Below are 25,601 nucleotides of genomic sequence, written 5' to 3'. Positions count from 1 at the left end.
CGGCCAGACTGCGCCACAGTCGCCGACCGCCTGATGCAGAGCCACGCCCGACCGGTGTCCACAAACCGGACGGCGTCGCCGATACCGAGGAATTGCCCCATGAGCAGCCTGTCTGTCTACCACGTTTCCAGCCCCGAGATTCCCAACAAGGTGCTGACCCATTTCGAAGACATCGCCTCGACCCTGGCCGAGCAGGGCGTGCGTTTCGACCGCTGGCAAGCTGCCGCGAAGATCCAGCCCGGCGCCAGCCAGGAAGAGGTGATCGGCGCCTACCGGGAGCAGATCGACAAACTGATGACCGAGCGCGGTTACATCACCGTCGATGTGGTCAGCCTCAACAGCGATCACCCGCAAAAAGCCGAACTGCGCGCCAAGTTCCTCGAGGAACACCGCCATGGCGAGGACGAAGTACGATTTTTCGTCGCCGGTCGTGGCCTGTTTACCCTGCACATCGACGATTACGTCTACGCCGTGCTCTGCGAAAAGAACGACCTGATTTCGGTGCCGGCCGGCACCAAACACTGGTTCGACATGGGCGAGCATCCGCATTTCGTGGCGATCCGCCTGTTCAACAACCCGGAAGGCTGGGTCGCCAACTTCACCGGCGAAGACATCGCCGGCCGCTTCCCGCGTCTGGAGGACTGAGCCGATGTCGATCAAGGTCATCCTCACTGACATCGAAGGCACCACCAGCGCGGTGAGCTTCGTGTTCGACGTGCTGTTCCCGTATGCGGCCAGACATCTGCCGGATTTCGTCCGCCAGAATGCCGAACGGGCCGATGTCGCCGGACAACTGGACGCCGTGCGCCGTGACAGCAATGAACCGCAGGCTGACGTCGAGCGTGTGGTCGAGATTCTGCTGGGCTGGATCGCCGAAGACCGCAAGGCCACGCCGCTCAAGGCGTTGCAAGGCATGATCTGGGAGCAGGGCTATCAGGCCGGGCAATTGAAGGGTCACGTCTACCCGGATACGGTCGAAGCGCTGAAGCGCTGGCATCAGGCCGGTTATCAACTGTTTGTGTATTCGTCCGGTTCGATCCAGGCGCAGAAGCTGATTTTCGGCTGTTCCGAGGCCGGGGATCTGACGCCGCTGTTCAGCGGCTACTTCGACACCACATCGGGGCCGAAGCGTGAAGTGCAGTCCTACCGCACGATTCAACAGGCGACCGGCGTCGAGGCGGAGCAGATTCTGTTTCTGTCGGACATCGTCGAGGAACTCGACGCGGCCCAGGCTGCCGGCCTGCAGACCTGCGGCCTGGCCCGTGAGGGCGGGGAGCTGGCGGGGCATGTGACCGTTGACAGCTTTACCGGGATCGAGCCGGAAGCGTTCTGATCCCAATCGATTCGCGCATAAATAAAACAGGCCGTGAAGCCATGCTTCACGGCCTGTTTTGTTTAAAGGGGTCGGTTACGCCGAGTGATAGGTCGGCAGGGCAAAGCGCTGCTGGCTCTGCAGCATCGTAATCTGCGGCAGCTCGCTGGCCTGTTCGGCCAGGTCACGACGGATGGCGCTGATCGCCCACGACAATTGATCGCCGGCATGCAGTTGCTGATAGGACAGCGCACGTTTGAACACCTTGCCGTCGCTGCTGCGCAATGTCAGCAGGATCCCGCCATCGGGGCGCGGGGCGGTGGTGACGTCGAAGTTGGAGAACAGGGAGGTAAATTTTTCCTGGATCAGGTTCATGTCTTTCAGCTCCGTATGCACATGAATGGCAAGCATGTGCAGGGAGTTGCAGCGATTGTGCCAGCAGCGAAAATTTTAAAATTTCATATAAATCAATGAGTTATAAATTTCGATAATTCGGGCTGTCGTGCAATCTGCATGAATGGCCATCGTGCATCCTGCATTTTGCGGGATCGTTGTCGCGCCGGTGGAACCAAATCGCCCCGTAGCGTTCGCCATCGCCAGGCCTGCTGTGGCGGATACAAAACATTGCAAAAACCGCGTGTACATCCTCGAAAGCGCTGACGTATTTTCGGCCTCGACCCTCGCCCGAAAGCGCCGGTTGCCGCACTTGATTGCCCGACAATAAAAAACCGGCCTGCACGCCAGGGCCGAACGGGAGCTGCCATGAGCCACGCGTCAAGCGACACGATTACCTGGAGCATGATGCTCCGCAAACTGCCGACCATCGCCAAAGCCATCCCCCGGGTGGTGAAAGGCATGAAAGTGGCGAACGTCAAGGATCCGACCCAAACCTGTGGCCTGGGCTGGACGTTCGAGCAGGCAACCCTGCGCAACCCCCATGGCCCGGCGTTGCTGCACGGCGATGTGGTGCTGACGTACACCGAGGTCAACCAGTGGGCCAACCGCATCGCTCACTACCTGAGCGGGCAGGGCGTCGGCAAGGGCGATGTGGTCGCGGTGTTCGTCGAAAACCGCCCGGAACTGCTGGTGACGATTCTGGCTCTGGCCAAGGTTGGCGCCGTCAGCGCGCTGCTCAATACCTCGCAGACCCGCGACACCCTGATCCACAGCATCAACCTGGTGGCCCCGGTGGCGATCGTGGTGGGCGAGGAATTGCTCCCGGCCTTCGCGGCGGTGCGCGAACAAGTGTCGATCCCGGCGCTGCGCACCTGGTTTATCGCCGATCGCGACACCTTCAGCCATCCGGGCAGCGCGCCCGAGGGTTTTATCAACCTGATCGGGGCCAGTGCCGATGCCTCGGTGGATAACCCGGCCAGCAGCCGGCAGATCTTCTTCGATGACCCGTGTTTCTACATCTACACCTCCGGCACCACCGGTCTGCCCAAGGCCGGGGTGTTCAAGCATGGCCGCTGGATGCGCAGCTCGGCCAGCTTCGGCATGATCGCCCTGAACATGCAGCCGGACGATGTCGTCTATTGCACCTTGCCGCTGTATCACGCCACCGGCCTGTGCGTGTGCTGGGGGGCGGCGATCAACGGCGCTTCGGGCTTTGCCATTCGCCGCAAGTTCAGCGCCAGCCAGTTCTGGAGTGACGTGCGCCGCTATCGGGCGACGACCCTCGGTTACGTCGGCGAGTTGTGCCGTTATCTGGTGGATCAGCCGGCCAGCGCCGATGACAGCCGCCACGACGTGCGCAAGATGATCGGTAACGGTCTGCGCCCCGGCGCGTGGGCCGAGTTCAAGACGCGCTTCGCGGTCGACCATATCTGTGAGCTGTATGCTGCCAGCGACGGCAATATCGGTTTCACCAACATCCTCAATTTCGACAACACCATCGGTTTTTCGCTGATGGCCTGGGAGCTGGTGGCCTACGATCACGACAGCGGCGAACCGCTGCGTGGCGACAACGGCTTCATGCGCAAGGTCGGCAAGGGCGAGCAGGGCCTGCTGCTGGCGCGGATCGACGACAAGGCGCCGCTCGACGGCTACACCGATCCGCAGAAAACCGCCAAGGTCGTGTTGCAGGATGTGTTCACCAAGGGCGACCGCTTTTTCAACACCGGCGACCTGCTGCGCAACATCGGTTTTGGCCACGCGCAGTTTGTCGACCGCCTGGGCGACACCTATCGCTGGAAGGGCGAAAACGTCTCGACCACCGAAGTCGAGAACCTGTTGCTGCAACATCCGATGATTTCCGAAGCCGTGGCCTATGGCGTGGAAATCCCCGATACCAACGGCCGCGCGGGCATGGCGGCGATCACCCCGGCCGAATCCCTGGCGACCCTGGATTTCGCCGAACTGCTGGCGTTCGCCCGTCAGCGCATGCCGGCCTACGCAGTACCGCTGTTCCTGCGGGTCAAAGTGAAAATGGAAACCACCGGCACCTTCAAGTACCAGAAAACCCGGCTGAAGAACGAAGGTTTCGATCCTGGCCAGACGGGCGATGATCCGGTCTACGCCTGGTTGCCCGGCAGCCAGACCTACGTGCAGGTCACCGAGCAAGTATTGGCCGACATCCGTCAGGGCAAGTACCGTTATTGAAATTGGCTATGGGCGAGCTTGGAAAAAAGGGGGTGACAGCTATCGTCGCGCTCGGGAAACTGTCGGCTTTCCGATTGACCGAAAATGGAGTTGCCCCATGTCCGACCAAAGCCGCCAGATGACCCCTGAAGAAGCTGCCGAATTCACCGAGCAGGTATTCAACAAGGCGCGCGACGGCGACGCGGTGATGCTGGATCGCCTGATCAGCGCCGGTTTGCCGGTGAACCTGAAAAACGGCAAGGGTGACACCCTGCTGATGCTGGCCAGCTACTACGGCCATGTCGACGCGGTGTTGGTGCTGCTCAAGCACAAGGCAGACCCGGAACAGCGCAACGGCAACGGCCAGAGTCCGATCGCCGGCGCCGCGTTCAAGGGTGACCTGGCGGTGGTCAAGGCGCTGGTCGAGGGGGGCGCGCAGATCGAAGGTGCGTCCTTCGACGGGCGTACCGCGCTGATGATGGCGGCGATGTTCAACCGGGTCGAAATCGTCGACTACCTGATCAGCCAGGGCGCCGACCCGCGAGCGAAGGACGCCAACGGCGTGACCGCGCTGGACGCGGCCCGCACCATGGGCGCGGTCGACACCACGAAGCAGCTGGAAAAACTGCTGGGCTAAAGCCGACAACGATCCTGCGGCGAAGCCGCCTGAGGGCGACGGAATGCGGTATCCTTCGCGCCCTCGAATTTCCCCTTCTTCACAGGATCCGCCCCATGAAAGCCGCACTGGTCGAACTCATCAGCAAAATCAGCTCCGGCTGCATGGGCGAGGACGAGATCCTGAAGGTCGCCGATGAAGCGACGCAGGCCTACGCCGATGGCGACGCTTTTCTGACCGCCAATCCGGACATCAACTACGACGACAGCTTCCCGATCCCGCTGGGCGAGTGGGTGGTGGTCGGCAGCCTGCCGGACACCGTGCTGTTCCAGGCCGACACCTACGCCGATCTGTTCGCGCAGATCGTTGCCTCGTTCGGTCCCGGCGTGGATTTCAACCTCAAGCCAAAACAACTGGCCAAGACCGAAGCGTTGACTGCGCTCAACCGCATTCAGGTGCAGATGAGCAGCCTGAACAAGGAAAACGGCGGCTACACGCTGATGAATTTCAGCCAGTTGCTCGACGACGAACTGCAAGTGGTGCTGGTCTACGGCAACGATGTGGCGCGGGTGCAGGCGCTGTGCGCCGAAGTCGGCATTGCCGCCGCGCCGTCGCTGGAAGCCTTGAAGGTCGCCGTTCACGTCTGAGCAATAAAAGGGAACCCTGCGCCCGTCGGTCTATCCTAAAAGTGCATGCCACTATTCTGGAGTGACACCATGGGTTCCACGTTCAATGGTCTGATCGGCCTGATCATTCTCGCGCTCGACATCTGGGCGATCATCAACGTATTGAAAAGCAGCGCGGAGACCGGGATGAAAATCCTCTGGGTGCTGCTGATCATCCTCCTGCCGGTGCTGGGCCTGATTATCTGGGCGATTGCCGGGCCACGGGGGAATGTGCGGATCTGACAGCTTTTCCAGGAACCTGAAATCCACCTGTGGGAGCAAGCCTGCTCCCGCAACGGGCGATTGTGCTCAGCCGATCAACAGAGGTTCGACCTGTCATCTTCGGCAACGTAGAATGCGCGCCTTTCCCGGGCAATCGTCCCCACGACCGCGCCCGCGCATTTCATCGGAGCACTTGACCATGACCGTCACCAAGACCAGCGAATACCTGGAAACCCTCTACGAAGGCTACGGCCAGCGTTTCCGCATGGAAAAACTGCTGCACGAAGTGCGCACCGAACACCAGCATCTGGTGATTTTCCAGAACCCGCGCATGGGCCGGGTGATGGCGCTGGACGGCGTGATCCAGACCACCGAAGCCGACGAGTTCATCTACCACGAGATGCTCACTCACGTACCGATCCTGGCCCACGGCACCGCCAAGCGCGTGCTGATCATCGGCGGCGGCGACGGCGGCATGCTGCGCGAAGTGACCAAACACGCCAGCGTCGAGCACATCACCATGGTCGAGATCGACGGCACCGTGGTCGACATGTGCAAGGAGTTCCTGCCGGAGCATTCCAAGGGCGCCTATGACGACCCACGCCTGAACCTGGTGATCGACGACGGCATGCGTTTCGTCGCCACCACCACTGAAAAGTTCGACGTGATCATTTCCGACTCCACCGACCCGATCGGTCCGGGTGAAGTGCTGTTCTCGGAGAACTTCTACCAGGCCTGCCACCGTTGCCTGAACGAGGGCGGCATCCTCGTCACCCAGAACGGCACGCCGTTCATGCAGATCGACGAAGTCAAAACCACCGCCGGCCGCCTGCGCAGCCTGTTCCCGGACTGGCACTTCTATCAAGCGGCGGTTCCGACCTACATCGGCGGTTCGATGACCTTCGCCTGGGGCTCGACCAACCCGGCCTACCGCAAGCTGAGCCGCGAAACCCTGCAACAGCGCTTCATCGGCAGCGGCATCGTGACCCGTTACTACAACCCGGAAATCCACATCGGCGCCTTCGCCTTGCCGCAATACGTGTTGCAAGCGGTGAACAAGCCAAGCAACGACTGAACATCCGTTTCAGTCTGTTCTTCCTGCGGGAGCGAGCAACCTCGCTCCCGCCGGTGCGTTGATCGGAATTAATTTTTTTTCATGTGGGTCGCCGTGATCCGTTGGAACGATCATTCCTGAGACAAGTCGAGATAGGTGTAAGCCCATTCGCGGGTTTTATCCAGGAGGCTCCGATGTCAAAGTGGAACGTCACTTTCGTGGATGATCACGGGGAATTGATCAACGAAGTCTTTGAGTGTGAGGAATGCCCGAACCACGAGCAGGCCGCCAGACTCATCAAGGAACGCTACCTTCCTGTCGCCGCCGAACTGGATCTGAACGATCTGGAAGGGCGCACCGCCGACGCCGGCGTCAAAAGCCTGAAAACCCAGCACAGCATTGAAATCCGCAGCATCACGCCGATCTGAAACCTTCCTGTCACATACGAAACCAGGCCTTGGCAGCGCCTCTGTCTTGGGGCTACTCTGCAAGCGAGATCAGCGAACGGATCGCTAAGGTCTGGTCTTGTCAGCTACATGCTTGTTTCCCGCCGGCAACGCGGTTGCCGAATCGCCCGGTCGACAGACCCGGTGCGGGAATACGGAAAGTCTATCCATCTATGCGAGGGGGACGATTCATGAGCACAGCCTATCAAGAAGACATCAGCAGCAGCGTGCTGCGCCGCATGAAAGAAGGCGGTTTCGACTTTTCACGATTCCATCCCATCGAGTTCTACGCCATTTTCCCGGACGAGGAGCGGGCGCGCAGGGCGGCAGGCAAGTTTCGCGGTGAATCCATCAATGCCCAGGTCAGCGTGCGCGACGACGGCGCGTGGTCTCTGGAATTGAGCAAGGTGATGCACGCCACCTACGACGACATTGGCGATTTCGAGCAGGGCTTCTCGGCGGTGGTCGAACCCTTGGGCGGCATCATCGAGGGATGGGGCGTCAAACAGGAGGTGCGCAGCCGCCATCGGTTGAATTGATCAGTGACTGGCACATCGAGCAACGGCTGACCCTTGGGTCGGCCGTTGTCGTTTCTGGGGCACCTTTTGCTTTCAAAACGTTTCAGGCAGGCAAAAAAAAGCCACCTGAAAAGGTGGCTAAAGGGAAGACCGATAAGGAGAGGGAACCGGTCAGGGCTACGGCCTGGCGGACTGCGACGTCAATCCGGATCCATTGAGCTGAACACTTCACCGGGGGGAAGTCTTGCAGCGGATGCGCGGATTATCCGCAGCCCGCGCCGGGCGGTGAAATCAACTCTGACTATGCTGGTGATAGCGACGCCATTGCGTCGCAATGAGGCGGGGGCAATCCGGATGGGGCATTTGTTGCACAGGAATGGTGCGACGCTTGTGGCGTGAATATCCAACCGATTGAAATCAAAGCGTTTATGCCGATGGCACGGGCCTTGCGATGGCCCGTATGTCCGGGTGACAAGGAGTACGGCATGATCCGCACCTATTTTGATGAAATGTACGATGCCGGCGGCGCTGTCCGTCCGCATTACCGGGAGTTTGCCCGTTGGCTGGCCGACACGCCTGATGAGCTGCTGGCGCAACGCCGACGTGAGGCCGATCTGCTGTTTCACCGGGCCGGGATCACCTTCACGCTCTATGGGGACGAGCAGGGCACCGAACGCCTGATTCCTTTCGACACCATCCCGCGCAGCATTCCCGCCAGCGAGTGGCGGGTCGTCGAACGCGGCTGTATCCAGCGGGTCAAGGCGTTGAACATGTTTCTCGCCGACCTTTACCACGAGCAACGGATCATCAAGGCCGGGATCATTCCCGCCGAACAGGTGCTCGCCAACGAGCAGTACCAGTTGGCGATGCAGGGCCTGGATCTGCACCGCGACATCTATTCGCACATCTCCGGTGTCGATCTGGTGCGCGATGGCGACGGCACCTATTACGTCCTCGAGGACAACCTGCGCACTCCCAGCGGCGTGAGCTACATGCTCGAAGACCGCAAGATGATGATGCGGCTGTTTCCCGAACTGTTCGCTGCCCAGCGCATCGCGCCGATCGATCATTACCCGAACCTGCTGCTCGACACCTTGAAAAGCTCCAGCCCCATCGACGACCCGAGCGTGGTGGTGCTGACGCCGGGGCGTTTCAACAGCGCATTTTTCGAGCACGCGTTCCTGGCGCGGGAAATGGGCGTCGAGCTGGTGGAGGGCGCCGATCTGTTCGTGCGCGATGACAAGGTGTACATGCGCACCACCGACGGTCCGAAAGCGGTGGATGTGATCTACCGCCGTCTCGACGACGCGTTCCTCGATCCGCTGGCGTTCCGTCCGGATTCGATGTTGGGCGTGCCGGGGCTGTTGTCGGCCTACCGCTCGGGCAACGTGGTGCTGGCCAATGCCATCGGCACTGGCGTGGCCGATGACAAGTCGGTGTACCCGTTTGTCACCGAGATGATCCGTTTCTACCTCGACGAAGAACCGATCCTGAAGAACGTGCCGACCTGGCAGTGCCGCAATCCGTCCGAGCTGTCCCACGTGCTGGCCAATCTGCCGGACCTGGTGGTCAAGGAAACCCAGGGCTCCGGCGGCTATGGAATGCTGGTGGGACCGGCGGCGACCACGGCGGAAATCGATGCGTTCCGCGAACGGATCAAGGCCAAGCCGCACGCGTACATCGCCCAACCGACGCTGTCGCTGTCGACCTGTCCGACCTTTGTCGAAAACGGCATCGCGCCGCGCCACATCGACCTGCGTCCGTTTGTCTTGTCCGGTCGCGAAACCCGGGTGGTGCCCGGCGGCCTGACCCGTGTCGCCCTGCGCGAAGGCTCTCTGGTGGTGAATTCCTCCCAGGGCGGCGGAACCAAGGACACCTGGGTGGTCGAGGATTGAAGGAAGCTTGCCATGTTAAGTAGAACTGCCTCGGATCTGTATTGGATGTCGCGTTATCTGGAGCGGGCCGAAAACCTCGCGCGGATGCTCGACATCAGTTATTCGCTGTCGCTGATGCCGCAGGACGGCCGTGGCGATGGCCTGCACGAACTCGCCATGCCGCTGCTGATCACCGGCACCCTGGACGATTACCTGGAGCGCCACGGCGAGTTGCATGCCGAACGGCTGCTGCATTTCTTTGCCCTCGATGCGGCCAACCCGGCGAGCATCTACAGCTGCCTCGGCGCGGCGCGGGCCAGTGCCCATGCGGTGCGCGGGCGGATCACCGCCGACATGTGGGAAAACATCAACGCCACCTGGCTGGAGATTCGCGGAATCGCCGAGCAGGGCCTCGGACGTTATGGCATGAGCCGTTTCTGTGAGTGGATCAAGGAGCGCTCGCACCTGTTCCGGGGCGCGTCCTACGGCACCATCATGCGTAACGATGCGTTTCGTTTCATCCGCCTGGGGACGTTCATCGAGCGGGCGGACAACACTTTGCGCCTGCTCGATGCGCGCTATGAAATGGCCGGCGATCAGGCCGAAGCGGTCAGCGACGGCACCGCCCACGCCTACTACCAGTGGAGTGCGTTGTTGCGCGCCTTGTCGTCGTTCGAGGCCTACACCGAGATTTACCGCGACGCGCCCGGCGCCCGGCATGTTGCCGAACTGCTGCTGTTGCGTGCCGACGTGCCGCGCTCGCTGCGGGCGTGTACCGAAGAGATCGACCAGATCCTCGCGCAACTGCCCGGCGCCAACGGTCGTCCGGCGCAGCGCCTGGCGGCGGAAATGGACGCGCGCCTGCGCTACACCGGCATCGGCGAGATCCTCGAAGAAGGCCTGCACGCCTGGCTCAACGAATTCATCCCGCTGGTGCGCCAGTTGGGCAACGCCATTCACAGTTCCTACCTGGAGGCTGCATGAGACTTTCCATTAGCCACGAGACCACCTATCACTACGAAGATCAGGTGCGGGCGAGCATCCAGTATCTGCGACTGACACCTCATGACAGCGAGCGCCAGCATGTGCTGAGCTGGCAGCTCGACCTGCCGCGTCCGGTGCGCGCGCAGCTCGATCCGTTCGGCAACATCCTGCATGTGCTGACCATGGACGAGCCTCACGAAGCAATCATCATCGGTGCCCGTGGGCAGGTCGATATCGATGAGTTGCGCGAGGCGGAACATGAGAGCCAGTCGGCGCTGCCGTTCCTGCGTTTCACCCGCCTGACCGAAGCAGATGAAGCGCTGCGGGCGTTCGCGGAAAACGCCTGCAAGCAACGCCGTGATCGCACCGTGCTGATCGACTTGATGCACGGCCTGAATCAGCACATGACGTACACGCCGGGCTCCACCGAAGTCGACACCAGCGCCGCCCAGGCTTTCGCCGGGCGCGCTGGCGTTTGCCAGGACCATACCCACGCGTTTCTGGCCTGCGCACGCAGTCTCGGGGTGCCGTCGCGTTACGTGTCGGGTTATTTGTACAGCGAGGATTGCGAGCATCTGGCCAGCCACGCCTGGGCTGAAGCCTGGCTGGATGACGCCTGGTACAGCTTCGACGTGACCAATCAACTGGCGCGGCCGGAGCGACACCTGAAACTGGCGGTGGGCCTGGATTACCTCGACGCCTGTCCGGTGCGCGGCATGCGTCGCGGCGGCGGAGGCGAGCAGATGCATGCCAAGGTGCTGGTGGCGTCGACGCCGGTGATCTCGGTTCAGCAGCAGTAGGGGCCGGGATACCGCTTCGCGAGCAAGCCTGCTCCCACAATGGAACTGTTAATACTCAGTCAATGTGGGAGTCGGGCGTGCCCGCGAAGAGGCCGGCAAGCACACCCCTGCAATCAAGGCTTAACCTTGCGCCCCGCCATATGCTTCAAATACCCCACCAGCATCTGCAAATCCCCATCCGGCAATACCTGCGCCGAAAACCCCGGCATCTTCGCCTGCGGCCATTGGCGCAAACTCTGTGGATCGCGGATATAGCGCTTGAGGAAATCCCCGCCGAAGTACTCGGTCGGGTTGTAGGGGATGTTCAGGTCCGGCCCGAACTGCGCATCGCCCGCGCCATTTAGCCGATGGCACGCCAGACAATTCTTCTGGAACAGCGCAAACCCCTGATTCACCGGATCATCGGCCTTGAGCGCGGGATCGGGCAGCAGGGCAGGGAAGCGTTCGGCCACCGGGGCCATGCGCTTGATGCTGGCGACCTCGAACGGCCACTGCTCCGGGCTGATGTTGCCGGCCTGCGGATCGGTCCACACCAGATAGAACGGCCCGGCGCTGTGCTTGCCCTCCGATAGCGGCGGCCAGGGTTGCGCCGGATCTTCGATCGCCAGCCAGGCCTTGGCGCCCTTTGTATTGAGCAAGGGCGCGGCCGCCAGTTCAGCGGCAAAACCGTCCAGGGCCACCGCTTGCAGGTGATCGGCCGGTTTGATGCCGGTCAGCAGCGCCGCCATGGGCACGGCGCGATAGGTCATGTCCTTCTTGTAGGAGACATCGTTCTTGATGGTCAGGGTTTGTACCTGAGGATGCTTGAGCAATTCCTCGGTCTGCCAGGTGCGGCTGTCCGCGCCCAGCTCGAGATTCAGTTGTGCGGCGTACACGGGCATGCCCAATAACAAGGCCCCGGACAATATGAGTGCTTTCAACGGATCGCCATCCCTGTCGTGGAAATGCGCAGAGCTTGGCACAGCCACGCTGGCCCGGGTAGCGGGCCAGTTATGGAGTGTGTGGCATGAGAGATACCTGCCGCTTGATCAGCCCAGCACCTTGGTCAGGTTCGGCAAGATCAACAACAGCGTCGTGGCGAAAAGAATGAGTCCTGCTTGACGGAACTTCGGTTTTTTGAACATGGCTTGACCGCCTTTTTTGTTATTTCCTGAGGCCTGCCGGCATATCCATGATGGCAAGCGATGCACTTCCTGTAGCGAACGTGAGCCTCGGCAAAACCCGACGACAACGACGTACCCCTTCACATTAGGGCCGGCGTCACACTTGGCTTAGATCCATTTCATATGTATCTGTTGTAATTTGCGATAAAAAAGGCATGAGGCCCATTGCCAGCTTCTTTGCCGCCCTTTTGCTAGACAGCTCGCTGACCTGAACCGGTTAATCAGCCTGCCGATGACCGTCCGTCTGAGCGTCGCCGTCAACCTCATTGAGCGCTGCGGTCATTGAATCCACGACCGCCCGGGCTAACAGTGAGAGCACGAAAATAACGCACCGCACAGGTTCGAGGACGTCATGACCCAAGCTTTGATTTTCGACGCGTTACGCACCCCTCGTGGCAAAGGCAAGGCCGACGGCGCGCTGCACAGCGTCAAACCGGTCAATCTGGTGGCGGGTCTGCTGACTGCCTTGCAAGCGCGCACGTCGCTCGACACCAGCCAGGTCGATGACGTGGTGCTCGGCTGCGTCACGCCGATTGGCGACCAGGGCTCGGACATCGCCAAGACCGCCGTGCAGGTCGCCGATTGGGATGTCAGCGTGGCCGGTGTGCAGATCAATCGCTTCTGCGCCTCGGGGCTGGAAGCGGTGAACCTCGGCGCGATGAAAGTGCGCTCCGGTTTCGAAGACCTGGTGGTAGTCGGTGGTGTCGAGTCCATGTCGCGGGTGCCGATGGGCAGCGACGGCGGTGCCTGGGCGCTGGATCCGCAAACCAACCTGCACAGCCATTTCACCCCGCAAGGCGTGGGCGCCGACCTGATTGCCACGCTCGAAGGCTTCAGCCGCGAGGACGTCGATACCTACGCGCTGCACTCGCAACAGAAAGCCGCGCGGGCCCGGGCCGACGGTTCGTTCAACAAATCGCTGGTGCCGGTGCAGGACCAGAACGGCATTATCCTGCTCGATCACGATGAGTTCATCCGCGCCGAATCGACCCTGGAAGGCCTGGGCAAACTCAAGCCGAGTTTCGAAATGATCGGCCAGATGGGTTTCGATGCCACGGCGCTGCGGGTCTACAGCCACGTCGAACGGATCAATCATGTTCACACGCCGGGCAACAGCTCCGGCATCGTCGACGGCGCGGCGCTGATGCTGATCGGCTCCGAGGCCAAGGGCCGCGCACTCGGCCTGCAGCCCCGGGCGCGGATCGTCGCCACGGCGGTCACCAGCACCGACCCGACCATCATGCTCACCGGCCCGGCGCCGGCCACGCGCAAGGCGCTGGCGAAGGCCGGGCTGCGGGTCGAGGACATCGACCTCTTCGAGGTCAACGAAGCGTTTGCTTCGGTGGTTCTCAAATTCATCAAGGACATGGCTGTCGATCCGGAGAAGGTCAACGTCAACGGCGGCTCGATCGCCATGGGCCATCCGCTGGGCGCCACTGGCTGCGCAATCCTCGGCACCTTGCTCGATGAACTGGAAGCCCGCCGTCTGCGCTATGGACTGGCGACGTTGTGTGTCGGCGGCGGCATGGGCATCGCCACCATCATCGAACGCCTCTGAGCAGCGGACTTTAAGGAAAACTGACATGACCCAAGCCATTCGTTACGAAAAAGGCCAGGACGGCATCGTCCTTCTGACCATCGACATGCCGGGCCAGAGCGCCAACACCATGAACGCGGTGTACCGCGAAGCCATGGCCGCCTGCGTCGCACGTTTGCAGGCGGACAAGGAGGCGATTGCCGGCGTCATCATTACCTCGGCGAAAAAAACCTTCTTTGCCGGCGGTGACCTCAATGAGCTGATCAAGGTCGGCAAACCCGAAGCCAAAGCCTTCTACGACAGGGTACTGATCCTCAAGGGTCAATTGCGCACCCTGGAAACCCTCGGCAAACCGGTGGTCGCCGCGATCAATGGCGCGGCGCTCGGCGGTGGTTGGGAAATCTGCCTGGCCTGCCACCATCGCGTGGCGCTGGACGATGCCTCGGTGCAACTTGGCTTGCCGGAAGTGACCCTCGGCTTGCTGCCGGGCGGCGGCGGAGTGGTGCGCATGGTGCGCATGCTGGGTATTGAAAAGGCCTTGCCGTACTTGCTCGAAGGCAAGAAGGTCCGCCCGCAACAGGCGTTGCAGGCCGGTTTGATCGATGAACTGGCGGTGGATCGCGATGAGTTGCTGGCGAAGGCGCGAGCCTGGATTCTCGCCAATCCCGGCGCCGTGCAGCGTTGGGACGTGAAGGGCTATCAGATTCTCGGTGGTACGCCGTCCCATCCGAAAGTCGCGCAGATGCTGGCGATTGCTCCGTCGATCCTGCGCAGCAAGACCCAGGGCACTCTGCCTGCGCCGGAGAAAATCCTCTGCGCGGCGGTGGAAGGGGCGCAGGTGGATTTCGACACCGCGCACCTGATCGAAACCCGCTATTTCACTGAACTGACCACCGGTCAGGTCTCGAAAAACATGATCGGCACGTTTTGGTTCCAGCTCAACGAGATCAATGCCGGCGGATCGCGGCCGCAAGGTTTTGCCCCTTATGTGACGCGGCGGGTGGGCGTTCTTGGAGCCGGGATGATGGGCGCCGGCATTGCTTATGTCAGTGCCTCGGCCGGGATCGACGTCGTGCTCAAGGACATCAACCTCGCGGCGGCCGAGAAGGGCAAGGCGCACTCGGCGGCGTTGCTGGACAAGAAAGTCGCTCGCGGCCAGTTATCCCCGCAACAGCGGGATGCGGTGCTGGCGCGAATCCACGCCAGTGAAAGTGATGCCGATCTGGCGGGTTGCGACCTGATTATCGAAGCGGTGTTCGAAGACCGCGAACTCAAGGCCAAAGTCTCGGCGGCGGCCCGGCAAGTCGTCGGCGCCGATGCGGTGATTGCTTCCAATACCTCGACGTTGCCGATCACCGGACTGGCCACTGCCGTGCCGGATCCGAGCAAATTCATCGGCCTGCATTTCTTCAGTCCGGTGGAAAAAATGCCGCTGGTGGAGATCATCAAAGGCGCGCAGACCAGCGACGAAACCCTGGCCCGTGGCTTTGATTTCGTCCTGCAAATCAAGAAGACCCCGATTGTCGTCAACGACAGTCGCGGCTTCTTTACCTCGCGGGTGTTCGGCACCTTCACCAATGAAGGCATCGCCATGCTCGGCGAGGGCGTCAGTGCGCCAATGATCGAAACCGAAGCGCGCAAGGCCGGGATGCCCATCGGACCGCTGGCGATCTCTGACGAAGTTTCCCTCAGCCTGATGAGCCATATCCGTCAGCAAACGGCCAAAGACCTGCGAGCGGAAGGGAAACCGCTGATAGATCACCCGGCATTTGCCGTGATTGACTTGCTGCTCAACGAATTCAAGCGTCCGGGCAAGGCGGCGGGCGGCGGTTTCTACGATTACCCGGCGGGAGGGCAGAAACACCTGTGGCCAGAGTTGAAAAGCCGTTTCGAGAAGGCTGACGGGCAGATTTCGCCCAAGGATGTGCGGGATCGGCTGCTGTTCGTGCAGGCCATTGAAACCGTGCGGTGCGTGGAGGAGGGCGTGCTGACGTCGACGGCGGATGCCAACGTCGGTTCGATCTTCGGCATCGGGTTCGCGGCCTGGACCGGCGGCGCGCTGCAATTCATCAATCAGTATGGGGTGAAGGATTTTGTCGCCCGTGCCCAGTACCTGGCCGAGCAATACGGCGAACGATTCACACCGCCGGCCCTGTTGCTGGAAAAGGCTGCGAAGGGCGAGTTGTTCTAACGGGTCGGGGAGCATCTCGGGGCTTGCCTTGCCGGGGTATTTCGAGGCAGGCTCTGGGGTGTTCATTATTCCCATCATGTGTCAGGTATTTTTTATGTCGCTACGCATCTGCATTCTGGAAACCGACATCCTGCGTCCGGAACTGGTCGATCAATATCAGGGTTACGGGCAGATGTTCCAGCGCCTGTTCTCGCAACAGCCGATCGCCGCCGAGTTCACGGTGTACAACGTGATGCAGGGTGAATACCCGAGCGATGACCTGACTTTCGATGCGTATCTGATCACCGGCAGCAAGGCCGACTCGTTCGGCACCGATCCGTGGATCCAGACTCTCAAGCAATACCTGCTGACCCGCTATGAGCGTGGCGACAAACTGCTGGGCGTGTGCTTCGGCCATCAGTTGCTGGCGCTGCTGCTGGGCGGCAAGAGCGAGCGTGCGACCCAGGGCTGGGGCGTCGGCACCCACAATTACAAGCTAGCGGCGAAGGCGCCGTGGATGAGCCCGGTGCGGGAAGAGCTGACGTTGCTCATCAGTCACCAGGATCAGGTCACTGCGCTGCCGGAAAACGCCACGGTAATTGCCTCCAGCGATTTCTGCCCGTTTGCGGCGTACCACATCAACGACCAGGTGCTGTGCTTCCAGGGGCATCCGGAGTTCATCCACGATTACTCGCGGGCGCTGCTGGACCTGCGTCAGGAAGCGTTGGGCGCACAGATCTACAGCAAAGGCGTGGCCAGCCTGGAGCAAGAGCACCATGGCGCGACCGTCGCGGAATGGATGATGCGGTTTGTGGCGCACAAGCCGGAAACGGTCTGACGCTTTGCGAGCAGGCTGATTTCCCTGGAGGATTGGCCTGCTCGCGACTTCTGCGGACGTCTCGGCGTGGAACTACAACCACCCCGATTTCTTGAAACTCGCCCACAACCCCGTACAGCCCACCGCGATAAATCCCAGCACGGCAAAATAGCCGTAGTGCCAGCTCAGTTCCGGCATGTTCTGGAAGTTCATCCCGTAGATCCCCGCCACCGCCGTGGGAAACGCCAGAATCGCCGCCCACGCAGCAAACTTGCGTTGCACCACGCTTTGGCGTGACGCCTCCAGCAATACACCGACTTCGATGGTCTGACTGGCGATTTCCGCCAGCGTCGTCAGGTCTTCCATCTGCCGCGTCACGTGGATCTGCACATCGCGAAAGTACGGACGCATGTTCTTGTCGATGAAGGGGAAGTTGAGTTTTTGCAGCTCCTCGCCGATTTCCACCATCGGCGCCGCGTACCGGCGCAGGCGCACAACGTCCCGGCGCAGACCGTGCAGTTTCTGAATGTCATGTTCATTCAGGGCGCTGCACAACACGTTGCGTTCCAGTTCATCGATTTCGGCATGAATCGCTTCGCCCACCGGTTGGTAGTTTTCGATCACGAAATCCAGCAGGGCATACAGTACGAAGTCTTCCCCGTGTTCCAGCAACAGCGGACGCGCCTCACAGCGTTGACGGACATGGGCGTAGGACGCCGAGTGCCCGTTGCGCGCGGTGATGATGTAGCCCTTGCCGGCGAAAATATGGGTTTCGATGAATTGCAGGACGCCATGCTCGCGCACGGGTGAGTAAGTGACGATGAACAAGGCGTCGCCGAAGGTTTCCAGCTTCGGGCGACTGTGTTTTTCCAGGGCATCCTCAATCGCCAGTTCATGCAGGTTGAACTGACGTTGCAGGTTGTTCAGTTCCTGGGCATTCGGCTCTTCCAGGCCGATCCAGACGAAATGGCCGGTCTTGGCGGCCCAGGCAGCGCCTTCGTCGAGGGAAATATTGGTGACTTTTTTACCGGCGCTGTAAACCGCAGCAGCAACAACTCGACCCATGGTGGTGATTCACTTCTTCTTGGCAGATGGCAGGGGATACAAGGCTTCAGCTTAGCCGTGTCGCTGCTTGAGAGTCAGTGAAATCTGCGCAGTTCACCCGGCAAAAGAAAACCCGCACAAGGCGGGTTTGATTTTCATGCAGTCTGTAGCTGCTGATCCATCGCGGCGATGCATTCGCGCATCTGCTCGCGGCATTGAGTGATGAGCATGGGCATGTCGTCCATGGTCAAGCCGGCGGTAGGAATCGCCGGCAGCGAACGTATGAGAATTTTCCCGCTGCGCCAGCGGTTCAGACGCATGTGCTTGATGTAGCTGCTGACACACACCGGTACGATCGGTACACCAGCGGCGATGGCCATCTGGAACGCTCCTTTCTTGAACGGCAGCAGTTCTTCGCCAAGGTTGCGTGTGCCTTCCGGGAACACCCAGATCGAGGTGTCTTCGTGTTGCAAGGTCTGCGTGGTGGTGAGCATCGACTGGCGCGCCTTGTGTGCGTTCCCACGATCGATCAACACATTGCCGGCCAGCCAGAACAACTGGCCGAACAATGGCACCCACTTCAGGCTCTTCTTGCCGATGCACACGGTACGGCGGGGCACGACGTTGCCGAACACGAACAGATCGTAGTTGGACTGATGGTTGGCGATGATCACGCAGCTATCGGGCTTGTTCATCAGCGGACCGACATCGGCTTTCACGCGCAAACGCAGGATGCACATGGCCGGCAACGCATACAGACGCGCGCACAGTCGGCTGTTGTCCGGATTGAAGGGGCGGCAGATTCCGAGGATCACGCCCAGCACGCCAGCCAGAATAAAGTGCAGGCCCATCAACAACATACGAAACACGAACAGCATTTTTTCAGGCCCACCGGGACAAAAGGTGGCGCAGTGTACGGATGTGCACTGTTTTCGGCAATTGGCACTATAGAGCCGGGAGATGGCCGATGTTTAAGCATATGTTTCCGACTGGATGGTCAGACGCAGCCTAGAGCTGTTGCGGAGTTTTAAACCACATACGCGCAAGAAAAAGCCCGACGCGAGGGTCGGGCTTTTCTTTAGCTGAGGTGGGCAATGGTTAACCCAGATGCTCCTGATCCTGGACGATGGCATTGTCCAGGGTTTCCAGCAGTGCTTCGCGCACTTTCAGCTTGGTGTTCTTGTGGGCGGTCATGTTGATCTTCTTCAACTGACGCGCCATGGCGAGAGCGGCGCCTTGCAGCTCTTCGGCAGCGACCACTTTGTCGAGGAAGCCTGCGTCCACCGCGCTTTGCGGATCGAACATCTCGCCGTTGATTACCGAACGGTGAAACGCCGAGCGACGCAGGCGATCACGGGCCAGCTCGATGCCGGCATGGTGCATGGTCATGCCGATCTGCACTTCGTTCAGACCAATGCTGAACGGGCCATCGACACCGATGCGATAGTCAGCGGACAAAAGAATGAAGGCACCTTTGGCCACTGCATGCCCAGGGCACGCCACAATCACCGGGAACGGGTGCGACAGCAGGCGGCGGGCGAGGGTCGAACCGGCAGTCACCAGGGACACGGCTTCTTTAGGGCCGGCAGTCATCACCTTCAAGTCATAACCGCCCGAGAGAATGCCCGGCTGGCCGGTGATGATCACAATGGCACGATCCGCCACCGCCTGATCCAGCGCCGAGTTGAATGCCGCAATCACATCCGGGGAAATGGCATTGACCTTGCCGTTGCTCAGAGTCAGGGTCGCGATACCGTCTTCGAGGTGGTAGGAAATCAACTCGCTCATGACGCTATTCCTTGTAAGAAAGATGGAGCAGACGTTACCCATCGACGCAGGTCAGGTAAAGCGCCATGACTGACCCGCCAGTCACCCTTTGCCGGCCTCACTAGCGCAGCGCTCCACGGGGCTGACACTTTCCCTTCTATAGTGAAGGCTCGCGCCTACCGAAGATTGGCCGGTTTGCCATGGCCGAGCCTCAGAGAAACCTTTTTGCTTTAACCGCATGAAAATTCTGAAAAAAAGTTTGCCATCGGAAAAGCTTTCGACTACATTAGCGCGCCTCGACAGACAGAACATGTTTGAAGAGATACGGTGAAGTGTCCGAGTGGCTTAAGGAGCACGCCTGGAAAGTGTGTATACAGGAAACTGTATCGAGAGTTCGAATCTCTCCTTCACCGCCAAATTCGATTACCAAAAACCCCTGATTTCGAAAGAAATCAGGGGTTTTTGCGTTTAAGGCCGGATCTTTCCAGATCGCTGGTCACTGATCCACGCTTCAGGCTTGTACCTTACAATCGCGGCTTTTCTGCCTCTATAAAGGAATGCGTCCATGATTATCTCGACCACTCATGCCATCGAAGGCCGGCATATCACGGCTTACCTGGATATCGTCAGTGCCGAATCGGTGCAGGGCGTGAACGTGATCCGCGACATGTTTGCTGGTATGCGCGACTTTTTCGGTGGGCGGTCGCAGACGTTGGAGCGGGCGCTGAAGGAAGCGCGGGTCCAGGCGACGGATGAGATCAAGGAAAGAGCCCGCGCGTTGCAGGCGGATGCAGTAGTTGGAGTCGATTTCGAGATCAGCATGCCTGCCGGCAAAGGCGGCATGGTTGTGGTGTTTGCGACCGGCACTGCGGTCAAATTGCGTTGAGGGCGCGTGAGCCCGCTCCAGTGAGTGGGCTCAGTATTGTCGATCAGCCTTGCGGTTTAAGCAGGACAGTGCCTCTCGAGTCGTAGGTCAAAGGCGTGTCTATGGCAACCAGAGGGGGCGTATCGCTGGGTTGGTCCGGTTGGGCGGGCTGGCTCGGATGGTAGATGACGCCCGGTTGCAGCACGGGTTTGTCCGGGTAGGTGATGGTGATTTCACCTGAAGCGATCTTTTCCTTGAATTTTTCCGCTGCGGCCTTGCCGGCAGCGATTTGTTCGTCCGTGAGCTTTACAACGGGCATGTTCGGAAATCCTTTGAGTTCCATGTTCTCTCCTTGAGATTCATTGCGCTGGAAGAAGGGCAACGGCCATTCGCCGGAAATCTTTAACCGCGCTCGATCAACGGCGCCATCATTGCGTTTATTTTGCGTAGGCCATTCGTCGGGCATCCGGCAATCTGAATAACGAGTCCAGGAATGACCGACTAGTCTGAAAATTCTTGGAGGTCGATATTTTTTCAGGCAAAAAGGGCTTGCCGGTGTCGACCCGCTTTTGAAAGGGGCGAAGAGATGACTGATCCGTATATCGAAGACGACGGCGCTGAGTTTTCATTCAACAACTGCGTGCGCTGCGGCCAGACCGAATATCAGGCGGGGTTTGGCGAAGATCCGGTTCAGACCGGCAAAATCAAGTCCACGGCACCCAAAGGCCCAAAGGCAAAATTTCTGCCCAAGGTGACGACGCGCTCCAGAAAGTGATTTGAGTGGCAAGAGGAACCCCGTCCTGAGGCGGGGTTTTTTATTGGGCTCAGGTCGGGATTTTTTCCTACGGATGAAGACGACGGGTCTGGTTTTTTTCACAAACTTTTCACACCGGCCGACGTAGGGTGAAGCCATCCGTTAGAAAGCAAGTCTCCAGCCCGTCTCCCCAGCGGGCTTTTTTTTGCCCGGGATAAAACCTTTTCAATAATCGCTGTCCAATCGGCGCCGATTGCGCTGTGGCGCCGGATATTGTCTGGACTTTGTCGCTGCACTGGCATTCAATCTGCGCCCTTTTTGTCATCCCTATTTGTCGAGGTTTTCGTCATGCGTTTAACTCTGCCTGCTCTGGTTCTGGGCCTCCTGGTTGCTCAAGGTGCGATGGCTGCCGGTGATGGCACTGCTGCGCTCGGTGGTGGCCTGGGTGGCGCGCTGGGTAATGTGGTTGGCCAGAAAATGGGCGGCAGCACCGGTGCGGCGATTGGTGCCGGCGTAGCGGGCGCGGCCGGTAGTGCGATGGCCGCGAAGAAGGGCGCCCGTACCAAGGCTGCAATCGGCGGTGGTGTCGGCGCGGCCGGTGGTTCGGTGATCGGTAACAGCCTGGGCGGCAAGACTGGCGCCACCATCGGTGCTAGCCTGGGCGGCGCAGCCGGTGGCGCGGTGGGCAGCAATCTGTCCAAGGGTCACAAGCGTCACTGATCCTTGTTGCGCGTCTGAAGAGGCCCGGCTCATGCCGGGCCTTTTCGTTGGTGAACGTTTTGCGTGATTGCGCCTCCAAACTGCATAGCGCCCGATGGGCGTACTGTCCCGTTTCGGGAACTGTGAGGTTCATATGCGATTGACATTATCCGCACTGGTTCTTGGATTACTGATGGCCCAAGGCGCCATGGCCGCCGGCGATGGTTCGGCTGCGGTCGGTGGTGGACTTGGCGGCGTACTCGGCAATGTCGTGGGTGGACAGCTTGGCGGCAGCACCGGCGCGGCGGTGGGTGCCGGGGTCGGCGGCGCGGCGGGCGGCGCGGTCGGCGCGAATAAACATAATCGCACCGAAGCTGCGATTGGTGGCGGGCTTGGCGCGGCCGGAGGTTCGGTGGTCGGCAACAGCCTGGGTGGCTCGACTGGCTCCGCCATCGGAGCAGGCCTCGGCGGCGCAGCAGGTGGGGCTGTAGGCAATAATCTGGGTGATGATGGCGGCAAGTCGCACTCGGGTGGTGGTCACAAACACAAACATAAGAATCGGCATCGGTGATGGGATGTCGAGTTATCGGAAACCCGGCTTGGTGCCGGGTTTTTTTGCCTGCGTGTCAGGCGCAGGAACGATTAGCGACCATACTTTTCGAACGTCTACATGACTGAGAATCACGAGGTGCGCCATGACTCCCGAAACTGAAGGCAAGGAAGAGAAAGGTCCGAGTGGATTGCCGTTTATCAATGATCCGGGGAATGAAGATCCGGGGTCGTTGATGGATGATGCGACGGTTCCGCTTTGGGAGGGTGAGGGGGAAGAGCTTGAGTATGAGGATTTTGATGATGATGAGTGATGGTGTGCCTGCAGGCCTTTGGGGTTTCAAGCTTAAAGGGGTGGGAACCACCCCTTGATTCAGAACGTGAGGTAATAATCCAATTTAAGGAACAAGTGATTTTATCCAAGACGAATAGAACGCCCGTTGCTCGTTTATGTCGTTTGTTAGATTTTCTTCTTCGTAATCAAAAATTCTGACAATATCCTCTTCTTCTGTAGGATGGCCAGTATTAACTTGATAGGCGACTAGCCCGCATGACATCTGTGATGTCATGCGCGAGGGATGAACATTTATTCGCGCGCCTTTGCATAAAAAAACTATTTCCGGGAAGTAGGCTCTGATCATGCCGAAGCATTCATATAGATCCTCGCCGGTGCAAGTTTTTGTTAAGCCATTTTTCATGGTTAGAGTCAATGATCGTTTTTTTCTATCAAATTTAATTTCTGCAGTTTCTTTGAGTTGATTGTTCAAGATTTTGATTTCTATTGTTTTCATTTTTACTTCCTATACGGATTGGGTATTGAATACCCGACGTAGCTACCGTCCTCGTTGACAGGTGTAGCACCAACAATATCTCGATTGTTGATGCCGCCAGGGAATGCTATTTCTTTCTCGCGTCGATGTGGCGACATTGCCCCCAACTCTTTGTTTACATCGATTCCACGAATATTTTTCAGGATGTAGACATATCCTTCGGCATACCAATGTCCTGTCGCAAACTTCATTGCTTCTTTTTCCGAGGTCGATGAACTTACGAACCAGCTGGGAGGGTTTTTGTTATCCATTGCATGCAAAAACAAGTCTTTGCTATCGCCCCATGGTTCGAATCCCCCTTCAAAAATATCCCATGGTTCTCTTTCATCACCCCTATACAGATAGTAGTTTTCTTGCTTCGGGCCTGGTGTTTTGGGCTCCCCCTCATCAACAACCGAGCCCCCCACTCCATCCGGCACCGCACAACCCGGCTTCCCCGGCGGAGGACAGTTGGCGTTCAACCCCAGCGGATCCACCCACCCCGTCGGATTCGGCACGTACCGGTACTGATTCAACCCGCCCGCCAGCTTCACCGGATCTGGCGTCAAATACCGCCCAATCTCCGGGTCGTAGTACCGATGCCGGTTGTAGTGCAGGCCACTTTCGGTGTCGAAGTACTGCCCTTGAAAGCGCAACGGTTGGTCGATTTGTTCATCGGTGCTGTGGATAAGGCTGGTGACCTTTCCGTAAGCGTTGTACTTCGCTGACCAGACGATTTCGCCGCTGTAGTCGGTCAGCTCCAGCGGGGTGCCGAGGTGGTCGAGTTGGTAGTAGAACGGGCAGGCTTTTTTCGGGCCTTTGCCGTCGAGCATGGCCAGTGGGCGGAAGGTGCCGGGTTCGTAGACGTAGCTGCGGTGGTGTTCACGGCTGCTTTCGGCGACGAGGTGGTCGCCTTGCCAGAAGAACTCGGTGGTCTGTTCGTCGACGGTTTTGCTGATGCGCCGGCCGAAGGCGTCGTAGCGGTAGCTGGCCCTCTGGCCGTTGGGACGGGTGAGGCCGATCAGGCGGTGCTGGCAGTCGTAGCGGTATTCGGCGACGAGTCTTTGTGCGGTGCCACGTCGTTCGCGGATCAGGTTGCCATAGGCGTCGTAGTCGTAGTGGCGGTCGCCCTGCATCAGCAGGCGGTTGCCTTTGATATGGTTCGGGCCGGGGCGGTCCTGCATCAGCAGGTTGCCGGCCGGGTCGTGGGCAAACGTTTCGGGGAGGTCGTCGCGGCTGTGGCGTACACGCGTCAGGCGGTTCAGGGCGTCGTAGTAGTACGCGCGCTGGCCATGGCGGCTGTCGGCGATGGATGCCAGGTTGCCGTTGACCGCGTAGTGGTAGTGGCGCAAGTACAACGTGCGGTTTTGCTGATGAACCGTGTGCGCCTGTAAACGGCCCTGTTCGTCGTGGTGATAGTGACTGGTGAGTTGACCTTGCTGGCGTTCCTGTTCTCGGCCGAATCCGAACTGATGGCTGGTCAGCCGCGCACCATTGAGGTCAATGGCCGTCAGCGCCCCACCCCTGGCGTACTGGTAATCGAGCTTGCTGTTATCCGGCAGACGCAGGCGCTTGAGCTGGCCGCAGGCGTCATAGGCGTAGCGCAACGTGCCCCAGCCCTGGTGTTCGGTGATCAACCGGTCCTGCAGGTCGTACTCGAAGGCCAGCGGATGGTCCTGGCCATCGTCGACCCCGGTCAGCCGCCCGAGGCGGTCGTAGCGGTATTCGACCTTGATCCCGTCGGGCAGGGTCTTGACCCGCAAACGCCCGGCCGCATCGCGCCGGTAGGCGGTGACCCGCGTTGAGCCGTCATCGCCGAACTCGGTCTTTTCCAGCAGGTGGCCGTTGAGGTCGTAGGCGTACGCGGTGCGGCGGCCATCGAAGCCGGTTTCCTGTCGGATCAGTCCGCTGGGCGTGTAGTCCAGACGGTACGTTTCGCCGGACTCGTTCTCGATTTCCGTCAGCCGCAGTTGCGCGTGGTCGTAGCGGTACTGCAGCCGGGTGCCGTCGGGGTTGATCCGCCGGCTGACCAGGTGCAGGTCGTCGTCATACTCGTAGCGGGTGAGGCGCCCGAGTTCGTCCTGCTCGGCGGTGACCTGGCCGTAGGCGCTGTAGCGGTAGGCACGGCTGGCACCGGTAGGCAACGTCGTTTGCAGCAGTCGGCCCACGGCGTCCCAGGCATGACGGGTGACTGCGCCGTGTTCGTCCCGGGTCGTCGTCCGCCGCCCCAGAGCGTCGTAGGAAAACCGCCGCACGCCGCCATCAGGCAGGGTTTCCTCGATCAACTGGCCGAGGTCGTTCCAGGCAAACACATGCCGGCCAGCGTCCGGATAACGGATCGACAGCAGCCGCCCCT

At 60.0% G+C, this 25,601-nt stretch carries 28 protein-coding genes and 1 tRNA gene; 21 read left to right on the top strand and 8 right to left on the bottom strand.

The annotated features are described in order from the left end of the window. The first annotated feature begins 99 nt into the window (after positions 1 to 99). Positions 100 to 645 carry a 1,2-dihydroxy-3-keto-5-methylthiopentene dioxygenase gene (locus KVQ74_RS28070; protein WP_217834623.1) on the top strand — a complete coding sequence of 182 codons (546 nt, stop codon included), beginning with the start codon at positions 100 to 102 and terminating at the stop codon, positions 643 to 645. 4 nt (positions 646 to 649) lie between these two features. Beyond that, positions 650 to 1,333 (top strand): acireductone synthase, encoded by a 684-nt coding sequence (gene mtnC, locus KVQ74_RS28065; protein WP_217834622.1) that lies wholly within the window; start codon positions 650 to 652, stop codon positions 1,331 to 1,333. A gap of 75 nt (positions 1,334 to 1,408) precedes the next feature. Here mtnC and KVQ74_RS28060 read toward each other — a convergent pair whose 3' ends face one another. Continuing rightward, positions 1,409 to 1,687, bottom strand: a complete 279-nt coding sequence (locus tag KVQ74_RS28060; protein ID WP_217834621.1) for a DUF3509 domain-containing protein — start codon at positions 1,685 to 1,687, stop codon at positions 1,409 to 1,411. A gap of 387 nt (positions 1,688 to 2,074) precedes the next feature. On the opposite strand from KVQ74_RS28060, the gene KVQ74_RS28055 reads away from it, so the two are divergent. The 10 genes from KVQ74_RS28055 to KVQ74_RS28010 all read left to right on the top strand — a co-directional run bounded on the left by KVQ74_RS28055 (position 2,075) and on the right by KVQ74_RS28010 (position 11,071). Further along, the gene (locus KVQ74_RS28055; RefSeq protein WP_217834620.1) at positions 2,075 to 3,913 is read left to right on the top strand and encodes a long-chain-acyl-CoA synthetase; all 1,839 of its coding nucleotides are present in this window, start codon (positions 2,075 to 2,077) and stop codon (positions 3,911 to 3,913) included. Positions 3,914 to 4,010: 97 nt separating this feature from the next. After that, positions 4,011 to 4,529 (top strand): ankyrin repeat domain-containing protein, encoded by a 519-nt coding sequence (locus KVQ74_RS28050; protein WP_217834619.1) that lies wholly within the window; start codon positions 4,011 to 4,013, stop codon positions 4,527 to 4,529. A 95-nt stretch (positions 4,530 to 4,624) separates the two neighbouring features. Next, a complete protein-coding gene (locus tag KVQ74_RS28045) occupies positions 4,625 to 5,155 on the top strand; it encodes a hypothetical protein (RefSeq protein ID WP_217834618.1) in 531 nt (176 codons plus the stop codon). Positions 5,156 to 5,224: 69 nt separating this feature from the next. Continuing rightward, a complete protein-coding gene (locus KVQ74_RS28040; protein ID WP_217834617.1) occupies positions 5,225 to 5,416 on the top strand; it encodes a PLDc N-terminal domain-containing protein in 192 nt (63 codons plus the stop codon). Between the two features lie 178 nt (positions 5,417 to 5,594). After that, positions 5,595 to 6,470: a polyamine aminopropyltransferase gene (speE, locus tag KVQ74_RS28035; protein WP_217834616.1), complete on the top strand. Its 876-nt coding sequence runs from the start codon at positions 5,595 to 5,597 to the stop codon at positions 6,468 to 6,470. Between the two features lie 173 nt (positions 6,471 to 6,643). Then, positions 6,644 to 6,877: a hypothetical protein gene (locus KVQ74_RS28030; protein WP_217834615.1), complete on the top strand. Its 234-nt coding sequence runs from the start codon at positions 6,644 to 6,646 to the stop codon at positions 6,875 to 6,877. A 209-nt stretch (positions 6,878 to 7,086) separates the two neighbouring features. After that, the gene (locus tag KVQ74_RS28025) at positions 7,087 to 7,434 is read left to right on the top strand and encodes a ribonuclease E inhibitor RraB (protein WP_217834614.1); all 348 of its coding nucleotides are present in this window, start codon (positions 7,087 to 7,089) and stop codon (positions 7,432 to 7,434) included. Positions 7,435 to 7,898: 464 nt separating this feature from the next. Next, a complete protein-coding gene (locus KVQ74_RS28020) occupies positions 7,899 to 9,308 on the top strand; it encodes a circularly permuted type 2 ATP-grasp protein (RefSeq protein ID WP_217834613.1) in 1,410 nt (469 codons plus the stop codon). Positions 9,309 to 9,320: 12 nt separating this feature from the next. After that, the gene (locus KVQ74_RS28015) at positions 9,321 to 10,271 is read left to right on the top strand and encodes an alpha-E domain-containing protein (protein ID WP_217834612.1); all 951 of its coding nucleotides are present in this window, start codon (positions 9,321 to 9,323) and stop codon (positions 10,269 to 10,271) included. Then, positions 10,268 to 11,071, top strand: a complete 804-nt coding sequence (locus tag KVQ74_RS28010; RefSeq protein WP_217834611.1) for a transglutaminase family protein — start codon at positions 10,268 to 10,270, stop codon at positions 11,069 to 11,071. The genes KVQ74_RS28015 and KVQ74_RS28010 overlap by 4 nt, the downstream gene beginning before the upstream one ends. A gap of 113 nt (positions 11,072 to 11,184) precedes the next feature. Here the strand turns inward: KVQ74_RS28010 and KVQ74_RS28005 are convergent, their stop codons facing one another. Then, complete coding sequence (locus KVQ74_RS28005; protein WP_217834637.1) at positions 11,185 to 11,952, bottom strand: c-type cytochrome; 768 nt, start codon at positions 11,950 to 11,952, stop codon at positions 11,185 to 11,187. 634 nt (positions 11,953 to 12,586) lie between these two features. Between KVQ74_RS28005 and KVQ74_RS28000 the strand changes: the two genes are divergently transcribed. The 3 genes from KVQ74_RS28000 (at position 12,587) to KVQ74_RS27990 (ending at position 16,779) form a co-directional block, all read left to right on the top strand. Continuing rightward, a complete protein-coding gene (locus KVQ74_RS28000) occupies positions 12,587 to 13,792 on the top strand; it encodes an acetyl-CoA C-acetyltransferase (RefSeq protein ID WP_217834610.1) in 1,206 nt (401 codons plus the stop codon). A gap of 25 nt (positions 13,793 to 13,817) precedes the next feature. Continuing rightward, positions 13,818 to 15,962 (top strand): 3-hydroxyacyl-CoA dehydrogenase NAD-binding domain-containing protein, encoded by a 2,145-nt coding sequence (locus KVQ74_RS27995; RefSeq protein WP_217834609.1) that lies wholly within the window; start codon positions 13,818 to 13,820, stop codon positions 15,960 to 15,962. Positions 15,963 to 16,056: 94 nt separating this feature from the next. Then, positions 16,057 to 16,779, top strand: a complete 723-nt coding sequence (locus tag KVQ74_RS27990) for an amidotransferase (protein ID WP_217834608.1) — start codon at positions 16,057 to 16,059, stop codon at positions 16,777 to 16,779. A gap of 72 nt (positions 16,780 to 16,851) precedes the next feature. On the opposite strand, the gene KVQ74_RS27985 is transcribed toward KVQ74_RS27990, so the two are convergent. The 3 genes from KVQ74_RS27985 to KVQ74_RS27975 form a co-directional block, all read right to left on the bottom strand. Further along, positions 16,852 to 17,823, bottom strand: a complete 972-nt coding sequence (locus tag KVQ74_RS27985; RefSeq protein WP_217834607.1) for a magnesium and cobalt transport protein CorA — start codon at positions 17,821 to 17,823, stop codon at positions 16,852 to 16,854. A gap of 134 nt (positions 17,824 to 17,957) precedes the next feature. Beyond that, a complete protein-coding gene (locus KVQ74_RS27980) occupies positions 17,958 to 18,680 on the bottom strand; it encodes a 1-acylglycerol-3-phosphate O-acyltransferase (protein ID WP_217834606.1) in 723 nt (240 codons plus the stop codon). A gap of 220 nt (positions 18,681 to 18,900) precedes the next feature. Further along, entirely contained in the window at positions 18,901 to 19,590 is a 690-nt protein-coding gene (locus KVQ74_RS27975) for a crotonase/enoyl-CoA hydratase family protein (protein WP_217834605.1), read from the bottom strand. A 305-nt stretch (positions 19,591 to 19,895) separates the two neighbouring features. On the opposite strand from KVQ74_RS27975, the gene KVQ74_RS27970 reads away from it, so the two are divergent. Together KVQ74_RS27970 and KVQ74_RS27965 are read left to right on the top strand one after the other, a co-directional pair. Continuing rightward, a tRNA-Ser gene (locus tag KVQ74_RS27970) sits at positions 19,896 to 19,985 on the top strand. Positions 19,986 to 20,134: 149 nt separating this feature from the next. After that, a complete protein-coding gene (locus KVQ74_RS27965) occupies positions 20,135 to 20,455 on the top strand; it encodes a YbjQ family protein (protein WP_217834604.1) in 321 nt (106 codons plus the stop codon). 43 nt (positions 20,456 to 20,498) lie between these two features. Here the strand turns inward: KVQ74_RS27965 and KVQ74_RS27960 are convergent, their stop codons facing one another. Then, entirely contained in the window at positions 20,499 to 20,900 is a 402-nt protein-coding gene (locus tag KVQ74_RS27960) for a hypothetical protein (RefSeq protein WP_225930221.1), read from the bottom strand. A 120-nt stretch (positions 20,901 to 21,020) separates the two neighbouring features. On the opposite strand from KVQ74_RS27960, the gene KVQ74_RS27955 reads away from it, so the two are divergent. The 4 genes from KVQ74_RS27955 (at position 21,021) to KVQ74_RS27940 (ending at position 22,750) form a co-directional block, all read left to right on the top strand. After that, positions 21,021 to 21,209, top strand: coding sequence for a hypothetical protein (locus KVQ74_RS27955; RefSeq protein WP_039769953.1), 189 nt, complete (start codon positions 21,021 to 21,023; stop codon positions 21,207 to 21,209). A 327-nt stretch (positions 21,210 to 21,536) separates the two neighbouring features. Next, positions 21,537 to 21,908 (top strand): bacteriocin, encoded by a 372-nt coding sequence (locus KVQ74_RS27950; protein WP_217834603.1) that lies wholly within the window; start codon positions 21,537 to 21,539, stop codon positions 21,906 to 21,908. A 133-nt stretch (positions 21,909 to 22,041) separates the two neighbouring features. Beyond that, positions 22,042 to 22,458: a YMGG-like glycine zipper-containing protein gene (locus KVQ74_RS27945; RefSeq protein ID WP_217834602.1), complete on the top strand. Its 417-nt coding sequence runs from the start codon at positions 22,042 to 22,044 to the stop codon at positions 22,456 to 22,458. Between the two features lie 124 nt (positions 22,459 to 22,582). Continuing rightward, the gene (locus KVQ74_RS27940) at positions 22,583 to 22,750 is read left to right on the top strand and encodes a hypothetical protein (RefSeq protein WP_167443766.1); all 168 of its coding nucleotides are present in this window, start codon (positions 22,583 to 22,585) and stop codon (positions 22,748 to 22,750) included. 84 nt (positions 22,751 to 22,834) lie between these two features. Here KVQ74_RS27940 and KVQ74_RS27935 read toward each other — a convergent pair whose 3' ends face one another. Beyond that, complete coding sequence (locus KVQ74_RS27935) at positions 22,835 to 23,227, bottom strand: hypothetical protein (RefSeq protein WP_217834601.1); 393 nt, start codon at positions 23,225 to 23,227, stop codon at positions 22,835 to 22,837. Between the two features lie 2 nt (positions 23,228 to 23,229). Then, positions 23,230 to 25,601: RHS repeat-associated core domain-containing protein (locus KVQ74_RS27930; protein ID WP_217834600.1), on the bottom strand; the 2,372-nt coding region annotated here is incomplete at its 5' end.

The sequence above is a fragment of the Pseudomonas botevensis genome (assembly GCF_019145475.1).
Lineage (GTDB): Bacteria > Pseudomonadota > Gammaproteobacteria > Pseudomonadales > Pseudomonadaceae > Aquipseudomonas > Aquipseudomonas botevensis.
Note: the sequence above shows the minus strand (reverse complement) of the source record. Positions and strands in the feature narration are given on the sequence as shown.

Excerpts from the sequence above, each read along its gene's own strand:
- KVQ74_RS28070 (WP_217834623.1), top strand. The coding sequence starts at position 100 with ATGAGCAGCCTGTCTGTCTACCACGTTTCCAGCCCCGAGATTCCCAAC.
- mtnC (WP_217834622.1), top strand. The coding sequence starts at position 650 with ATGTCGATCAAGGTCATCCTCACTGACATCGAAGGCACCACCAGCGCG.
- KVQ74_RS28060 (WP_217834621.1), bottom strand. The coding sequence starts at position 1,687 with ATGAACCTGATCCAGGAAAAATTTACCTCCCTGTTCTCCAACTTCGAC.
- KVQ74_RS28055 (WP_217834620.1), top strand. The coding sequence starts at position 2,075 with ATGAGCCACGCGTCAAGCGACACGATTACCTGGAGCATGATGCTCCGC.
- KVQ74_RS28050 (WP_217834619.1), top strand. The coding sequence starts at position 4,011 with ATGTCCGACCAAAGCCGCCAGATGACCCCTGAAGAAGCTGCCGAATTC.
- KVQ74_RS28045 (WP_217834618.1), top strand. The coding sequence starts at position 4,625 with ATGAAAGCCGCACTGGTCGAACTCATCAGCAAAATCAGCTCCGGCTGC.
- KVQ74_RS28040 (WP_217834617.1), top strand. The coding sequence starts at position 5,225 with ATGGGTTCCACGTTCAATGGTCTGATCGGCCTGATCATTCTCGCGCTC.
- speE (WP_217834616.1), top strand. The coding sequence starts at position 5,595 with ATGACCGTCACCAAGACCAGCGAATACCTGGAAACCCTCTACGAAGGC.
- KVQ74_RS28030 (WP_217834615.1), top strand. The coding sequence starts at position 6,644 with ATGTCAAAGTGGAACGTCACTTTCGTGGATGATCACGGGGAATTGATC.
- KVQ74_RS28025 (WP_217834614.1), top strand. The coding sequence starts at position 7,087 with ATGAGCACAGCCTATCAAGAAGACATCAGCAGCAGCGTGCTGCGCCGC.
- KVQ74_RS28020 (WP_217834613.1), top strand. The coding sequence starts at position 7,899 with ATGATCCGCACCTATTTTGATGAAATGTACGATGCCGGCGGCGCTGTC.
- KVQ74_RS28015 (WP_217834612.1), top strand. The coding sequence starts at position 9,321 with ATGTTAAGTAGAACTGCCTCGGATCTGTATTGGATGTCGCGTTATCTG.
- KVQ74_RS28010 (WP_217834611.1), top strand. The coding sequence starts at position 10,268 with ATGAGACTTTCCATTAGCCACGAGACCACCTATCACTACGAAGATCAG.
- KVQ74_RS28005 (WP_217834637.1), bottom strand. The coding sequence starts at position 11,952 with ATGCCCGTGTACGCCGCACAACTGAATCTCGAGCTGGGCGCGGACAGC.
- KVQ74_RS28000 (WP_217834610.1), top strand. The coding sequence starts at position 12,587 with ATGACCCAAGCTTTGATTTTCGACGCGTTACGCACCCCTCGTGGCAAA.
- KVQ74_RS27995 (WP_217834609.1), top strand. The coding sequence starts at position 13,818 with ATGACCCAAGCCATTCGTTACGAAAAAGGCCAGGACGGCATCGTCCTT.
- KVQ74_RS27990 (WP_217834608.1), top strand. The coding sequence starts at position 16,057 with ATGTCGCTACGCATCTGCATTCTGGAAACCGACATCCTGCGTCCGGAA.
- KVQ74_RS27985 (WP_217834607.1), bottom strand. The coding sequence starts at position 17,823 with ATGGGTCGAGTTGTTGCTGCTGCGGTTTACAGCGCCGGTAAAAAAGTC.
- KVQ74_RS27980 (WP_217834606.1), bottom strand. The coding sequence starts at position 18,680 with ATGCTGTTCGTGTTTCGTATGTTGTTGATGGGCCTGCACTTTATTCTG.
- KVQ74_RS27975 (WP_217834605.1), bottom strand. The coding sequence starts at position 19,590 with ATGAGCGAGTTGATTTCCTACCACCTCGAAGACGGTATCGCGACCCTG.
- KVQ74_RS27965 (WP_217834604.1), top strand. The coding sequence starts at position 20,135 with ATGATTATCTCGACCACTCATGCCATCGAAGGCCGGCATATCACGGCT.
- KVQ74_RS27960 (WP_225930221.1), bottom strand. The coding sequence starts at position 20,900 with ATGCCCGACGAATGGCCTACGCAAAATAAACGCAATGATGGCGCCGTT.
- KVQ74_RS27955 (WP_039769953.1), top strand. The coding sequence starts at position 21,021 with ATGACTGATCCGTATATCGAAGACGACGGCGCTGAGTTTTCATTCAAC.
- KVQ74_RS27950 (WP_217834603.1), top strand. The coding sequence starts at position 21,537 with ATGCGTTTAACTCTGCCTGCTCTGGTTCTGGGCCTCCTGGTTGCTCAA.
- KVQ74_RS27945 (WP_217834602.1), top strand. The coding sequence starts at position 22,042 with ATGCGATTGACATTATCCGCACTGGTTCTTGGATTACTGATGGCCCAA.
- KVQ74_RS27940 (WP_167443766.1), top strand. The coding sequence starts at position 22,583 with ATGACTCCCGAAACTGAAGGCAAGGAAGAGAAAGGTCCGAGTGGATTG.
- KVQ74_RS27935 (WP_217834601.1), bottom strand. The coding sequence starts at position 23,227 with ATGAAAACAATAGAAATCAAAATCTTGAACAATCAACTCAAAGAAACT.